Origin of the sequence: Chryseobacterium sp. PvR013 (genome assembly GCF_017833095.1) — a bacterium.
Taxonomy (GTDB): Bacteria; Bacteroidota; Bacteroidia; order Flavobacteriales; family Weeksellaceae; genus Chryseobacterium; species Chryseobacterium culicis_A.
In genome coordinates this window covers 3,640,132-3,654,987 of record NZ_JAFIBT010000001.1, presented here as the reverse complement: position 1 = coordinate 3,654,987, position 14,856 = coordinate 3,640,132, and the positions used below count along the sequence as shown (strand labels likewise).

Here is a 14,856-nt window from a genome sequence, read left to right as displayed (position 1 = left end):
AAATAATCCAACATTAATTATAATTAGAACAATTAAAAATAAAGCCTTTTTCCTTTGGGAGTTTACAGGTGAACCTTTAATTTTGCTATTTATAATAATTATAAATAATGAAATTGTATCAGCGTATTTTTATCTTTCTCATTTTTACCCTTACAATTTCCCTCATTAAAGCACAGGATGCTGGTTTTACAGTTCAAGGAGCTGTACAGGATCATACAATGCAGGGATTAAATGGAGTAACTATTTTTGTTGAAAACACAAAAATAAATACAAAAACCGATCAAAACGGAAATTTCAAGATTAGTTACAAGAAGGGAGAAGCTACCTTAGTATTCAGCCTGGATGGCTACAAAAAACTCAAAAAGAAAATAAACTTCGGCAGTGGAGTATCTCCCGTAAATATTCAGTTAGCTGAGGATCGTGCGGCTGTACAAGAAGTTGTAGTTCACGGCAAAGGTAAAGTAAAAGCACTGCAAGACGGTGCTTTTACTGTTAATGCTATAGATGTTGCTAAATTGGCCAATACCACGGCAGATCTTAATCAGGTTCTGAACAGAACCACAGGGATTAAAGTCCGTCAACAGGGAGGTATAGGTTCCGATTATAATTTCTCTATCAACGGAATGTCTGGTAAAGCTGTGAAATTCTTCATAGATGGCGTTCCTTTGGAAATGCTAGGAAAAGGAGTGGATCTGAGTACATTGCCTGTAAATATGGCAGACCGTGTAGAGATCTATAAAGGGGTAGTTCCTATCCATTTAAGTACGGATGCAATGGGTGGTGCGGTTAATATTATTACGCCGTCAAGCAGCAGAAATTACCTGGATGCAAGTATAAGCCTAGGTTCTTTTAATACACAGCGTATCAATCTGAATGGACAGTTTAAAGACGATAAAACAGGAATTATCCTGCGTATCAACAGTTTTTATAACCATTCAGATAACAACTACCTGATGAAGGATATGAAAATTTGGAATGCTGCTAAAAACGAATATGAGTTAAAAGACCTGAAACGTTTTAATGACAGATATCAATCTGTTTTTGGGATGGCTGAGGTAGGATTAGAAAACAAAAGCTGGGCAGATTCTTTCTTTGTAGGAATGTCACAATCAGTTTTTGATAAACAGATCCAGACCGGTTCCAATCAGGAAGTAGTATATGGCGGGGTAAAGCAAAACGGAGAGGCTCATAATTACTTTATGAAGTATAAAAAAACAGGACTATTCAATGATCATCTTGATGTGAATGTGTATGCAGGTTTCTCAAAAAGTGTTCAGAAAGCAACAGATACACTTATGCGTAAATACAGCTGGGATAACACTTTTGAACCTTCTGCTACAAGTGAAAAAGGAGGAAGAACTATTATCATGCAGCATGAAGACCGTCTTTACTCACAGCTAGGAGCTACTTACAAAATAGTTGAACACCACAAGCTTATCTTCAATTATGTCCTTGATTACCTTAAGAATACCACATTCAATCAACTTGAAGAGGAAAAAAAGAATGTGCCTCCGGCGAAGATGACCAAACAGATCTTATCTGTGGCATATCAACAGGAGTTTTTCAATAAGTATTGGACTAATATTTTCTTTGCTAAATACTATCAGGTAGGACTTCAGAAAATGGTTTTCGATCCGGTGACCAGAACAGATAATCCGGCAAAGGATAATTTTAGCAGTTGGGGCTACGGCTTCGCTACCACAGTAAAAATTACAAAAGGATTGGGAATAAAAGGATCTTTTGAACGCTCTTATCGTTTGGTAGAACCACAGGAAATTTTCGGAGACGGGGTTGCTGTAACCAGTAATATGAATCTGAAGCCTGAAACCAGTAATAATGTAAACGTAGGTTTGTACTATGGCCACCATTGGGGTCAGCATGCTTTCCGTATAGAAGGGGCAGGGTATATTCGTGATACAAAGGATTTTATTTATACCGTTCCCAATTTATATAACAGTACTTTCAAATATGAAAACCTGTCTAATATCTTTACCCGCGGACTGGAGGGAGAGATAAGTTACCAATACAAAAGACTCCTGAACGTGTTAATGAATGTGAGCTACAACAAAGCTTATGACAATACAAAATTTGCCAATAACAGTGAAGATGTCGTTTCGGCTACTTACAAAAAGGATGTTCCCAACCAGCCTTGGTTATTTGGAAATGTAAATGTAAGCGTTGGTAAAGACGACTGGTTTCAGAAAGACAGCAGGATAGAGCTTTACTACGGGCTGCAGATGACAGAATGGTTCTACAAAAACTGGAAATCCTATGGAAATCCACGAAACATTCCAATCATTCCAAGACAAACCCTTCACAACATAGGGATAAGCTATTCCATGAAGAACGGGAGGTATAATCTGGCGTTCGATGTAAGCAACATTGGGGATGCACTGGCCTATGACAACTTTAAACTTCAGAAGCAGGGACGTGCTTTCTATGTAAAATTCAGATATCTACTTAAGTAAAAAGATCATGACACATTATTTCAAAAACAGTATACTTTTAATACTTGTATGTTTAACCCTTTTTAGCTGTGAACGCGAACCTGGTTCCGGCGAATCTGAAAGTGGCGAAAAAGACTATAAATATTTTTTACTTTCCGCTCTTGGAAGCTGGCCCAATACTGTACATTACATGACAGCTACCAATGACCTGACAAAAGGTGAAATGGATATTACCAAAGAAGGAGATGAAATTAACTCCAAAGGAACTTACTCCTATATTGTAAAAAATGGCTTTATCTACAACTATAAAACCGATCAGGGCATCTTCAAAAAATTTAAATATACGCACGATAGGCTGACGACGGTAAAAGAAGTGCCTTATACCTATATCAGTGATATTGCCAGTTATGTTTGGATAGATGATCATACTTTGGTTGTTGTAGGAGATACAGGAGATGGTCAGCATATACGCTATACTGTTTTCAATGCCACAGACCTTAGTATTATCCGGCAGGGTGAGATTGAAGGATTTCAGCCTTTCCCAAATGCTTATAATTTCTATTCGCTGGGCGCTATGACGTATATGGATGGACAGATCTATTTGCAATACAGCTTCCGCAATGGTAAATGGCTCACTCCTGAATATTACAATTTTGCTGTAATAGATTATAATACCTTCAAAGTAAAAAATTCCATAACGGATAACCGAAGTTCTGGGGTAGCCAATGGTTCTCCTTATTTTAAAACTACTTTTACAAAAGATAAAGAAGCATTTTATTATACATGTTTTCCACGGGCAGGAGCAGGAACAAGTGATATTTTCCTTTTCAGGGCTCTCAAAGGGGCAACTTCACCTGATGCAGGATATCAGATCAATCTTACCAATCTTGTCGGGGGCAAGCCTTTGGAAACAGTTATCGATTATATTGGTAATAATAAAATGGTAGTTCTGTATCGTGATCCCGCATTAGGAGACAGCTACAATGGCCGGTATGCTATTATAGATATCGAAACCAAGCAGTTGGTAAGGGTTCTGGATGAATTGCCGGGAGATGAACCGTACGAACAAGGGATGTTTGTTCAGAATAACAAATTATACATTGCTGTAAATACCAATAAAGGAGGGAATTTTGTCTGGATTTATGATCAGCAAACTGATAAAATAACTAGAGGAATGAAGCTTCCCAATAGTATTTCCGGATTTGCCCGTTTCGATAAATTATATGACTAATTATAGCATATTTATTTGATAAAAAACCGGTTCTCAAAATTTTTGAGAACCGGTTTTTTGTTAAATTATTGTCGATACTTTGTTTAAAAAAAACCTTGACAAGGCTGTACTAAAATGCCCGGATATAATTGGGTTAAAGTTTATAGTTGAATGAAAGCGTTACCACACGGCTGTCCAGATTGTATTTTTGTCGGATGGTAGAGCTGAAATTATTTCCTGTTACCCGGTAATTATTGGTCTTTAATAAATCCGTTACTGCAAGTTTTACGGTTGCTTTATCCTTTAATAATGTTTTAGAAACCCCTAATGTCAGGTCAAAATAAGCATCGCGGATAAACAAGCCAATATTAGATTTCGAAAAATACTGCCCATTAGCCTCTGCTTTCAATCCTTTTGCAATGCTAAAGCTATTTTGTGCATTTAACGTAAATGCCAGTTGAGAACTGTTGACCGAGTAATTCTGATAATTGCCCTTATATTCACTGTTGAATATATTCAGCATAGAAGTAAGTGACCACCATTTAAAAAGCTTTGTAGTGGCTGTAATATTGGCGCCATATACATAAGATTTATTTAGATTATCCTGAGTTTTTACGAGGATTCCTGTGTCTGGCTGATAGTTGTATACTTCTGTCATTACATCATTTGTAACACTAAAATAGGCTGATGCAATAATGTATTTTCCCCAGGTATATCCCAATTCTGTTGCGTGGGTAAATTCCGGATTCAGATTGGGGTTTCCTTGCCAGTAATTGAAAGGATCATCATAAAAGCGGAACGGATTCAAATCGAAGTGACTGGGTCTGTTGATTCTTTTACTGTATGAGGCATAAAATCCATGTTGATCATCCATCTGGTATTTGATTGATGCACTGGGAAAAAGATTTGTATAATCTCTTTTTCGTTGTTCCCCGGAAGTTTTTTGATTGATATCTGTATGGGTTATTTCTGTTCTTAACCCCAGTTGGAATGTCCATTTCGTAAGATTAAGTTTGTAGTTGGCATACAATGCATGTATCTGCTCCTTGTATGCATATTCATTACTTGCTTTATCATCATTAATCCATTCATTATCCTGCTCTATAAAATACTCAGAAGGATTGTTATTAGACTTTATAGTAGATTTTAACCCTGTTTCCAGATTATGCATTTCGCTAAAAGGTAGAGTAAAGTCTACCTTAGCATTGAAAACCTTCAGGCGGGAAGCAATGTTGCCTTTTCTGTTGTTGAATTTCTCTGGTCCCAGATTCACCAATGCATCTGAAATCTGATTCTGGCGGGAAGAAAAACGTGAAGTTTCGTATTCCAGATCCACATCTACCTTATAATCCTTATCATTGAAGATATGCGTACCTTTTAAATTATAGGTATAATCGTACCAGTTTTCCTTGCTTTTATTATCTGAAAGTACATGAGCAAACAGGTTATCTATCGGCTGGAATATTCTGTTTTCCCCTTTCGAAAAATCTTCATATCGTCCTATCTTAGCATCAAATAAAGCACCAATAGTTGTTTTGTCGCTAAAAGCATAATCAGCGCCAAACTTAAAGTTATTAGAAGTTAAAGGCTCATTGGTCATTGAATTCTGATCTGTTCTCCTGGTTATTTGTTGAGATTGTTTTTCATCGAAGAAAATCTGGCTAAAGTTTCGTCTTTCTTCTTCGCCACGAAAGGTATAGCTGTAGTCTCCATGTAGAGAGAGTTTATGATGAGTATAGTTCAGGCTCAATCCTGTATTTACTCTGCTTTTACGGCCTCTTCCTCCGTTCAGATAATAGTTGCCACTCAGTCCTTCTGATGAGCTTTTTTTCAGTACAATATTAATGATGCCGGCATTTCCTGCAGCATCATATTTAGAGGAAGGATTGGCAATTATTTCAATATTTTTCACCAGTGTGGAATTGGTAGAACGCAACAGGTTAGCAAGTTCTTTTGCAGAGAGCGAGCTCAGCTTACCGTTAATCATTACACTTACTCCTTTTTTGCCTCGTAATGAGAGTTCACCTTCTTGCGAAACTACCACACCGGGAGTTTTGCCAAGCAGTTCCAAAACAGAAGTGCCATCAGACAACACACTATTCTCTACATTAAAAATCATTTTATCAGCTTTTTGCTGGAAAACGGCTTTACTCCCTTTTACTACGATGCCGCTGATCTCTGAGATTTTATCCGTTTGTATAGAATCGTTCTGGCTTTCAGTTTGTCCGTAGGCATTCAGACTCGCCATTAAAGGGAGCCATATATAGTGTTTCTTCATGATAATAGATTTAGGTTGTTGGTTTTTTTTTATTTTTTCTTCCCCACCAGATCATGAATCCGGTTATGGGCAATGAGGCACAGAATAAACTCATGATAAAGGCCAGAATTTTTCCGGGCATTCCAAAAAAAGCTCCCACGTGTAGATCATACGTAGCATCTGTAGCTCTTTCAGCCATAGGTTTGTCTTCGTGGGGATGGTTAAATAAAAGCTTCCCGGAATGCTCATCGAAAATCATCATCGAAGACTCGGCATAAGTGAATTCCTTATCCTTGATCCATATGCTTAAATTATCGTGTTTGTGATCTGCTTCAGCATGGTCTTCCAGATCAAGTCCAAAAGAATAAGCTTTTGGATAATGAGTTTTTACCTGTTCTATGATACGGTCTATGGTTGTTGCAGTCTCCACAGATTCGGGAGCGGTTGTTTTATATTGACTGTAATCTGGGGTAGCAGTGGAAAAGCCATTGAGTAATGCATATACCCACACCTGGGTAATCCGGAACGAATACATAATACCGGTAATGGCTACAACAATCGCCAGAAAAGAGGCGTAAAAGCCAAGGATATTGTGTACGTCATAATTTTTACGTCGCCAGCCTTTTACCTTCTCCCAACGGAACCATAGACGCTGTTGACGCATTTTTTTATTCTTCGGCCACCATAGGATAATTCCGGTAATCAGCATTATGACAAAGATGATGGTAGATATTCCCACGATAGTACCGCCAATTTTATTGCTTAGCAGTAATGAGCGGTGCAGGGTCATGCAGATAAAGAAAGGATTATTTTTTACATCATATATGGCAAGTACCTTTCCTGTGTATTGATTGACATAAACGTTTTTAAAAACAATGAAGGTATTGAAGTGATTCCAACCTTCTTCATTAACTTTAATCAGTCCGAACTGATAAGAGCGGGCGGGATCTATAGGAATAGTTACTTCATCTGTTTTTACGATTTCACTTTTCAGCTGGGCATTCACAATATCTTTTAACTCGCGTATAGGAATTGGCTTCTTATGCTGAATATCTTTTTCTCCATGAAAGGTAGTGTCCTTGCGTAATGCAGCGGTAATGTCCTCATTGAAAACAAAAAATGCACCTGATAAAGAAACTATCAATACAATAATACCTGAAAACAATCCGAGCCATAAATGAGCTTTCAGAATATATTTTTTGAAGGTCCCTTTGGATTTTTTATGACCGGTCTGCTGCATTTAATATCTATTTAGTCTTATTAAAAATAATAAATTACAAATATAACGCTATTTATACTAATTCTAAACAGTAAGATGGCTTTATTTCTCCTTTAAAACCTGATTTTTATTAGCAGGTATGCTATCCGAGCCATATGAAAATCTTAATAGTCTTGAAGAATCTATCCCAATGCTTTTTTATTGATATCTTTTTAGATATACTTATTTACATAGAAAATCATTAATGTAACTTGCAGATTTTCAAAATACTATATTGTTTACTTTTACTTCAAAAACACACCATGCTGATCAAAATTTATGGAAGTGCCATTCATGGAGTGGCCGCACAGACCATTACTATTGAAGTAAATGTAGATACCGGAGGAGTAGGATACCATCTTGTAGGCCTCCCGGATAATGCGATTAAAGAAAGCAGTTACAGAATCTCTGCAGCACTGAAAAATGTAGGATTTAAAATTCCCGGAAAGAAAATTACCATTAATATGGCTCCTGCCGATCTCAGAAAAGAAGGTTCAGCATATGATCTGAGTATAGCGATCGGGATTTTAGCTGCTTCAGATCAGATTTTGGCGGAGGAAATTGAGAATTATATTATTATGGGCGAGCTTTCTCTCGACGGAAGCCTGCAGCCTATCAAAGGTGTTTTACCTATTGCTATTCAGGCAAGAGAAGAAGGCTTTCAAGGAATTATTCTCCCTAAACAAAATGCCAGAGAAGCTGCTATTGTCAGTGATCTTGAAGTATATGGGGTAGAAAATATCAGACAAGTTATTGATTTCTTTAATGAAGGAAAACCACTTGAAAAAATGACGTTGGATACCAGAAAAGAGTTTCATGAGAAGATCAACAATTTTCCTTTTGATTTCTCCGAGGTTAAAGGTCAGGAAACCGCCAAAAGAGCAATGGAAGTTGCAGCAGCAGGCGGTCATAATATCATTTTGATCGGTCCGCCCGGAAGTGGAAAAACGATGCTGGCCAAAAGAGTTCCCAGTATTTTACCTCCTTTGACATTGAAAGAAGCGCTGGAAACAACGAAAATTCATTCTGTAGCGGGGAAAATAGGAACTGAAGCATCATTGATGACTGTTCGTCCCTTCAGATCTCCGCATCATACGATTTCTGATGTTGCCCTGGTAGGAGGCGGAAGTTATCCGCAGCCAGGAGAGATTTCCCTTGCTCATAACGGCGTATTATTTCTGGATGAAATGCCTGAATTTAAAAGAACCGTTCTGGAAGTTATGAGACAGCCTTTGGAAGATCGTGAAGTAACTATTTCAAGAGCCCGGTTTACGGTAAACTATCCGGCAAGTTTTATGTTGGTGGCCTCTATGAATCCCAGTCCAAGCGGTTTTTTCCCTGATGATCCTAATAATACGTCATCTGTTTATGAAATGCAGCGGTATATGAATAAACTTTCAGGGCCGCTTCTGGATAGGATTGATATCCATATTGAAGTTCAGAAGGTAGAATTTGAACAGCTTTCTGAAAAAAGAAAAGGGGAAAAGAGTAGTGACATCCGGGAACGTGTGCTGAAAGCAAGAGATATCCAGAATAATCGGTATCAGCATCTTACAATCAGCAGTAATGCCCAGATAGGGCCAAAGGAAATTGAGGCATTTTGTGAATTGGATGAAACCTCTTTCGGTCTTATCAAATTAGCAATGGAGAAACTCAATCTTTCAGCAAGAGCATATGACAGAATTCTGAAAGTAGCCAGAACAATCGCGGACCTTGAAGAATCTGAAAATATTCTGTCTCATCATATTTCTGAAGCCATACAATACAGAAGCCTGGATCGTGAATTCTGGAATGGTTGATTTTTCATTATTGGATTGATTTTTAAATAAATACAAATGATATTTTCATAAGTTTAATTCTATTCTTTACGATAAACATAGTAATTATGTAACGCATAGGCTGAAATATTATGTTAAGTTTGATTACCAAATTATTAATAATATTATATTATGAAAATCAAATTTTTAAATTCGGAGTAAAATATTCACCTCGATTTCTGAAGAATATCTACCATACATTCTTTCTTCTTTTTGATTCCAATAAATAACGTTTGCGGTTCTTCTCAATGAGTGAACCGCTTAAGACTTTATGTCATTCCGTTTTTTAAACTCTTATGAAACACATTTAGTAAATAAACTGTGGTTATACCTTATACCCAGTTGTTTCCTTGTTTCATAAAGTCTGAAATCAACTTTAAATAGATTCAAATCCAATAATTACAAATTTTTAAACCAAATCAAATTATTATTATGTCAAACACAATTCCCTCATTAGAAGCCTTATCAATAGGTTCAGCTGTATTACTGTCATCTGAAGACAGAGAAAAATTGTTAAACGGATTCAATAAAACCGGCTGGGATTATCACCACGAAGAAACATTGGAATCTCTTTTCCGGAAACAGGCAATTCTGCATCCCGATAAAACGGCAGCAGTTTATCGGGATCAGGAAATTACATATAGAGATTTGGATCAGAGAAGTAATCAGGTTGCCGGATTTCTATTAGGGCAGGGTATCAAAGAAGGAAAATATGTTCCTGTCTGGCTCGATCGTTCTTTAGAATGGCTTGTTGCAGTTCTTGGGATTATTAAGACGGGAGCGGCATATGTTCCAATAGATCCTGCTTACCCTGCGAAGAGAGTAGAGTATATTCTTTCAGATACCGCTGCTGATATTATCATTACCAATCAAATTCTCGGAGACCTTTTATCAGAAACAGAAAAGACAAAAGTGTTTGATCTGAGCAATATCGGGAATCTTGATGATTTATCTTCAGAATATCCTGGAATTACTATTCATCAGAACAGTTTAGCATACACAATTTATACTTCCGGCTCCACCGGAAAACCCAAAGGTGTGATGGTGAGCCATCAGGCTATACAACATCTGGTAACATGGCATAACCATCATTTTCATGTGGATCACCATTCAAAACTGACTCTTGTTGCAGGATTGGCTTTTGATATCTCCGTATGGGAAACCTGGTCGGCACTTACTGCCGGAGGTTCTGTTTTTATTGCAGATAACGAAGACAGAACAAATGCTCATGCATTGGTGGATTATTACAGAAGAAATCAGATTACACACGGTTTTGTGCCCTCTGTTTTAGCACCTTCTGTAGTTAATTACTCCAGGAATTATAACGATTTGAAATTGAAATATCTCTTTACGGGAGGTGAAAAGCTCAAACCCGTACTTACTTCTGAATTGAGCTACGAACTGGTAGACTATTATGGTCCCACGGAATGTACTGTATTTGCTACATTCAAAAAAGTGAAAGACACCAACGGAAAATATGTTTCCTCTATAGGAAGACCTATCGCCAATGCAAAAGCCTATATTTTAAGTGATAATATGGAATTGCTGCCGGTGGGAGCTATAGGAGAATTATGCATTGGAGGAAGCCTTTTAGCCAATGGATATCTTAATAATGAAGAACTTACAAATACTAAATTCATTACCAATCCCTTCAATGAAAAAGAAAAGCTTTATCGTACCGGAGACTTAGCCAAATGGAAACCGGATGGTGATATAGAATTCTTGGGAAGAATTGATAATCAGGTGAAAATTCGTGGATTCAGGATTGAACTTGGAGAAATAGAACGTTCATTAATCCGGCAGGAAAATAATAAAGAAGCAGTGGTCATTGGTAAAGAGACGGAAGGAAGTACCCAATATCTGATTGCTTTTATTGTATTAAAATCTGATGCGATAAAGGATATTTCTTTAATACGAAATGCATTGAAAGAAGAGCTTCCGGGCTATATGATTCCTGCACAGATTATTTTTGTAGATTCAATTCCATTAACAGCAAACGGTAAAACAGATACCCAGGCATTAAAAGATCTGGCTGATAAAGAAGCCAAAGAATTAATTTCATTCGAACCTCCTACCAATGAAACTGAAAGAATTATTGTAGAGGTCTGGTCTTCTGCATTGGAACGCCCCGTTATTAATATTACAGATAATTTTTTTGATATTGGAGGAAATTCTCTGTTGGTAGCAACTGTTGTTGTAGCGTTACAAAGAAAGCTTGATATAAAGATCTATTTACGGGATATTTATCAGTATCCGGTATTGCAGCAGTTATCAGAAGTTCTTATTGCCAGATCTAGGGAAACACGGGAAGCAATTCCTGTGGAAGATGTAGAGCCTTATGTTGAATTACAGAAAGATGTTTATCTAGCTCCCGGAACTGTTTTTGCAGGCGGATTTGATCCTAAGCAGGTGGAAAATACAACGGCCATATTTTTAACAGGTGTTACAGGATTTGTGGGAATTCATCTGTTGCAGGAACTTCTGGATACTACCCATGCAGATATTTATTGCCTCGTAAGAGCTCAGGACGAATTTTCTGCAATGGATAAAATTGACAGATGTTTTAAACAATACCGCATTCCTCAAAAAATAGAACAGAAATCAAGAATTATTCCTGTAATCGGAGATCTGGCTTTGCCGTCTTTAGGATTATCAGAAGAAACATTCACAAAACTGGCAAAACAAACCGATGTGATTTATCACTCCGGAAGCTCAGTAAACTTCATTGAACCTTATTCCTACATGAAAGCTCCGAATGTTGAAGGATTAAGGGAAATCATAAAATTGGCAGGGGCGGAGAGAACAAAATGTCTTGCCTTGTTATCCACCATTTCTGTGTACAGCTGGGGACATGTATTTACCGGAAAAAAAGTAATGCTTGAATCCGATGATATTGAACAAAACCTGATGTCTGTAAGCAAAGATATTGGCTATGTAAGAAGTAAATGGGTCATGGAAGCTGTTGCCGGTTTAGCGGCAAAAGAGGGGTTGCCATTGATTACTTATCGCCTGGGATACGCAATGTGCCACAGTGAAACAGGAGCAAGTGCTTCTTATCAGTGGTGGTCCGGATTGGTGAAAAACTGCATAGAATTCAAGTCTTATCCTGCATTGACTGAGCTTAGAGAAGGTCTTATCACAGTAGATTACATGACAAGAGCCATGACTCATATCACAAAAAATAAAGAAGCGATAGGCAAAAAATTCAATCTGATTGCCCGTCCGGAAACCAATCTTACGCTGGAGGATTTCTTTGGATTGATGAAGAAATATTATCCTTTCCCACTCAAAGGTCTGCCTTATAAAGAATGGCGAAAACAATGGGAAAATGACAGTAAAAACCGTTTGTATCCATTAACAAGTCTTTTCAGAGATAATATGCATGAAGGGTTATCTACTGTAGAACTTTACCAGAACACTTACGTATGGGACTGCTCCAATGTTATTGAGTATCTGGAAGGGTCGGGCATTCAGGAACCGGTATTTGATAAAAAAATATTGGATTCCTATTTACAATATCTGGGAATTCCGGTTGAATAGTATTTTAATAATTGAAAAAGCCCAGGCAGAATATGTTTGGGCTTTTAATTTTTGGCGAGCAAATACGTCAAGTTTTGTCGTAGTGGAGAATGACATTTGTATCAGGGCAATGAGAAAGTATTGCTCAGCTTTTAATTAACCGAAAACCAAAGAAAAATAAATGAATAACATTATTGTATTGTCCAAAGATTTTGCTGCCAATGAAAGTGCAGTGGTAGATCTTAGATCCGGGGGACTTACAAACTCATTGAAAGCTCTTACATTTCACAATAAAACAGGACAGTCTGCAAAATTTCTTTGGCAGGGAGATACAATCTATAACAAAGAAAAAGCTGGATATTTTAAGGAAATAAACAATGATCTGGGGGTGAAGGTAAGCCAATATGAAGGTTTTATAACGGTTACCAATGGAGGAGGAGAACAATATTTGGAAGGCCAGCTAAAGCTATAGTCAGGCATAGGCTTCTATAAAGAAAAAGATCAGACAATAAGGTCTGATCTTTTATTTATCTGAGGATTAATTGATGGTTACTTTAATCACATTCTGAACAGCAGGAACTGGATACTGGGTTCCCACTTTGGAAATGATCTTATTTTCACTTTGTGGAGTTCCGCCAAATAATGCCTGATGATTTCCAGCGCCGGGATATTGATCAATACCTGTTCCGGAATCATATAATGAGGTTTTTGAACTAATGTCTCCCTTACTATTGGCATCAATGCTTTGTTCATTAGCATAGAACCAGTCGTTGGAGAAACCAAACATCGTTACATAGGCAATTTTATCACCCGGTTCAGCATTAAAGTTTGTGGCTACCTTACTTCCCGGTGCTACAGGTGCATTTCCGGCAATATATACCCCTTTCACATTGGATAAAGATTTCAAACTGTTTTGAAGTTTGGCTACATTTCCAAACTGGGCAATATCTTTCAGTCCTATTCCGCTATCTGTTTTACCCAATTCATACATTGGATTTTTGTCACCACGGTAAACAACTACCAAAGCAGGAGAAAGCCCTGTCATAATTCCGGTATTGGCATTCAGTTTAGTCATCATTTTACTGATATTTCCCATTTGAGCAATATCTGTAATTTCAGGATTTGATAATGCATTAGGTGTAAAGAATGGCGCACTGTTCAGCAGCTGAGAACCATTGTAGTTGGATACTGCCCATACTCCGGGAGAAAAAGGAGTTTCGTTGGCGGTTCCGCCAGAAGTATTGGTAATGGTGAGAGTAAATTCCGAAGTTACATCATTATAAACCAGATTGAGTTTCATAAGCTGTGAAGCATTTACATTAGGAACCTGCATGATGGGCTTGCTTTCAACCTGTCCTGTAGCATCATCTTTCGTTCCGTTATCCCATAGTCGTACACTTGAAGAAACATCTCCCGTAATCGCATTCCCATTGGTATCAAACAGTTTGATCCCTGGCTGTTGGGAGGCAAAAAACCAGTCTTTTGAAGCTCCATACATCGTTGCGAACATCAAGGCCTGTGTTTTTCCTGCACTGAATGTAACGGAAACAGATTGTCCCGGCAAAATAATAGGAGTTCCTGTTCCCTGAAAACTTCCGCTTTCTACAAAATCTTTAGGGGTTACTACATTTTCAAAGGTAATTGTTCTTTGAAAAGACATGTCCATCATCATGTCATCATTTGAATCCTTGCATGAAGAAAGGGTAAATGTGGCTAGAGTTGCTGCCGCTAAAACAGATGTTCTGAAAATAAATTTGTTCATAAAAGTAAATTTTTATAGTTATCATTGATATCTGTAACTATAGTCGGCTACTTTTTGAGATCCTGACAAAAAATATTTTCTTAATTCATTTTTTTTTCAAAAAGATGATTATATTCCCTTTTTCCCATCCAGAATCATCTGAATCATTTTTATTTTTCTGTTTTCTCTTGTTTCCGGTTTCTTGGCTTCTTCAATCCAGCGGATGTATTCCTTTTTGTGAGTGTAACTCATTTTGTTAAACAGACCTTTTGCATCCGGATTTTCATTAAAAACAGAGGCAATGTCACCGGCAATTTCAACCACTCTTTCTTCCTTGTCCTCAATAAGAGAAACAGAAACCTCATCGCCGAAAGTTTTACCAAGCTGTTTTCTGACTTCTTGGGTAAGTCCTAAAATATGACAATCTGATTTCATTTTAGCCAGGCTTCCACGGTATTCGATTTTATTATCAAATAAGGCTTTAATTTTTACCTGTCCTTTTTTATTAAACAATTCCTCCGTAGAAAATGGAAATTCTACAAATGCAGCATTCATTTCTCCGTTTTGCTGAATAATGGCTGTAAATTCAATTTTTTTAAGGATCATG

9 protein-coding genes are annotated in these 14,856 nt (G+C 37.4%); 5 read left to right on the top strand and 4 right to left on the bottom strand.

Annotated features, from left to right (window positions below; all coding sequences use genetic code 11):
• Positions 1-107: 107 nt before the first annotated feature.
• Both JOE44_RS16575 and JOE44_RS16570 read left to right on the top strand, forming a co-directional pair.
• Positions 108-2,468, top strand: a complete 2,361-nt coding sequence (locus JOE44_RS16575) for a TonB-dependent receptor (RefSeq protein WP_209786414.1) — start codon at positions 108-110, stop codon at positions 2,466-2,468.
• 7 nt (positions 2,469-2,475) lie between these two features.
• The gene (locus JOE44_RS16570) at positions 2,476-3,678 is read left to right on the top strand and encodes a hypothetical protein (protein ID WP_209786413.1); all 1,203 of its coding nucleotides are present in this window, start codon (positions 2,476-2,478) and stop codon (positions 3,676-3,678) included.
• Positions 3,679-3,811: 133 nt separating this feature from the next.
• Here JOE44_RS16570 and JOE44_RS16565 read toward each other — a convergent pair whose 3' ends face one another.
• Together JOE44_RS16565 and JOE44_RS16560 are read right to left on the bottom strand one after the other, a co-directional pair.
• Positions 3,812-5,935, bottom strand: coding sequence for an outer membrane beta-barrel family protein (locus tag JOE44_RS16565; RefSeq protein ID WP_209786412.1), 2,124 nt, complete (start codon positions 5,933-5,935; stop codon positions 3,812-3,814).
• A gap of 10 nt (positions 5,936-5,945) precedes the next feature.
• A complete protein-coding gene (locus tag JOE44_RS16560; protein ID WP_209786411.1) occupies positions 5,946-7,154 on the bottom strand; it encodes a PepSY-associated TM helix domain-containing protein in 1,209 nt (402 codons plus the stop codon).
• A gap of 281 nt (positions 7,155-7,435) precedes the next feature.
• On the opposite strand from JOE44_RS16560, the gene JOE44_RS16555 reads away from it, so the two are divergent.
• The 3 genes from JOE44_RS16555 to JOE44_RS16545 all read left to right on the top strand — a co-directional run bounded on the left by JOE44_RS16555 (position 7,436) and on the right by JOE44_RS16545 (position 12,980).
• Positions 7,436-8,971, top strand: a complete 1,536-nt coding sequence (locus JOE44_RS16555) for a YifB family Mg chelatase-like AAA ATPase (RefSeq protein WP_209786410.1) — start codon at positions 7,436-7,438, stop codon at positions 8,969-8,971.
• Positions 8,972-9,421: 450 nt separating this feature from the next.
• Entirely contained in the window at positions 9,422-12,529 is a 3,108-nt protein-coding gene (locus tag JOE44_RS16550) for a non-ribosomal peptide synthetase (protein WP_209786409.1), read from the top strand.
• 160 nt (positions 12,530-12,689) lie between these two features.
• The gene (locus JOE44_RS16545) at positions 12,690-12,980 is read left to right on the top strand and encodes a hypothetical protein (RefSeq protein ID WP_209786408.1); all 291 of its coding nucleotides are present in this window, start codon (positions 12,690-12,692) and stop codon (positions 12,978-12,980) included.
• Between the two features lie 66 nt (positions 12,981-13,046).
• Here the strand turns inward: JOE44_RS16545 and JOE44_RS16540 are convergent, their stop codons facing one another.
• Both JOE44_RS16540 and JOE44_RS16535 read right to left on the bottom strand, forming a co-directional pair.
• Positions 13,047-14,270, bottom strand: coding sequence for a spondin domain-containing protein (locus tag JOE44_RS16540; protein WP_209786407.1), 1,224 nt, complete (start codon positions 14,268-14,270; stop codon positions 13,047-13,049).
• Positions 14,271-14,378: 108 nt separating this feature from the next.
• On the bottom strand, positions 14,379-14,855 hold the full coding sequence (locus tag JOE44_RS16535; protein WP_209786406.1) for a YdeI/OmpD-associated family protein: 477 nt from the start codon (positions 14,853-14,855) through the stop codon (positions 14,379-14,381).
• Position 14,856 lies beyond the last annotated feature (1 nt).

Bases quoted from the DNA above. Each gene is read 5' to 3' on its own strand.
- JOE44_RS16560 (WP_209786411.1), bottom strand. From the start codon at position 7,154: ATGCAGCAGACCGGTCATAAAAAATCCAAAGGGACCTTCAAAAAATAT.
- JOE44_RS16535 (WP_209786406.1), bottom strand. From the start codon at position 14,855: ATGATCCTTAAAAAAATTGAATTTACAGCCATTATTCAGCAAAACGGA.
- JOE44_RS16550 (WP_209786409.1), top strand. From the start codon at position 9,422: ATGTCAAACACAATTCCCTCATTAGAAGCCTTATCAATAGGTTCAGCT.
- JOE44_RS16565 (WP_209786412.1), bottom strand. From the start codon at position 5,935: ATGAAGAAACACTATATATGGCTCCCTTTAATGGCGAGTCTGAATGCC.
- JOE44_RS16540 (WP_209786407.1), bottom strand. From the start codon at position 14,270: ATGAACAAATTTATTTTCAGAACATCTGTTTTAGCGGCAGCAACTCTA.
- JOE44_RS16545 (WP_209786408.1), top strand. From the start codon at position 12,690: ATGAATAACATTATTGTATTGTCCAAAGATTTTGCTGCCAATGAAAGT.
- JOE44_RS16575 (WP_209786414.1), top strand. From the start codon at position 108: ATGAAATTGTATCAGCGTATTTTTATCTTTCTCATTTTTACCCTTACA.
- JOE44_RS16555 (WP_209786410.1), top strand. From the start codon at position 7,436: ATGCTGATCAAAATTTATGGAAGTGCCATTCATGGAGTGGCCGCACAG.
- JOE44_RS16570 (WP_209786413.1), top strand. From the start codon at position 2,476: ATGACACATTATTTCAAAAACAGTATACTTTTAATACTTGTATGTTTA.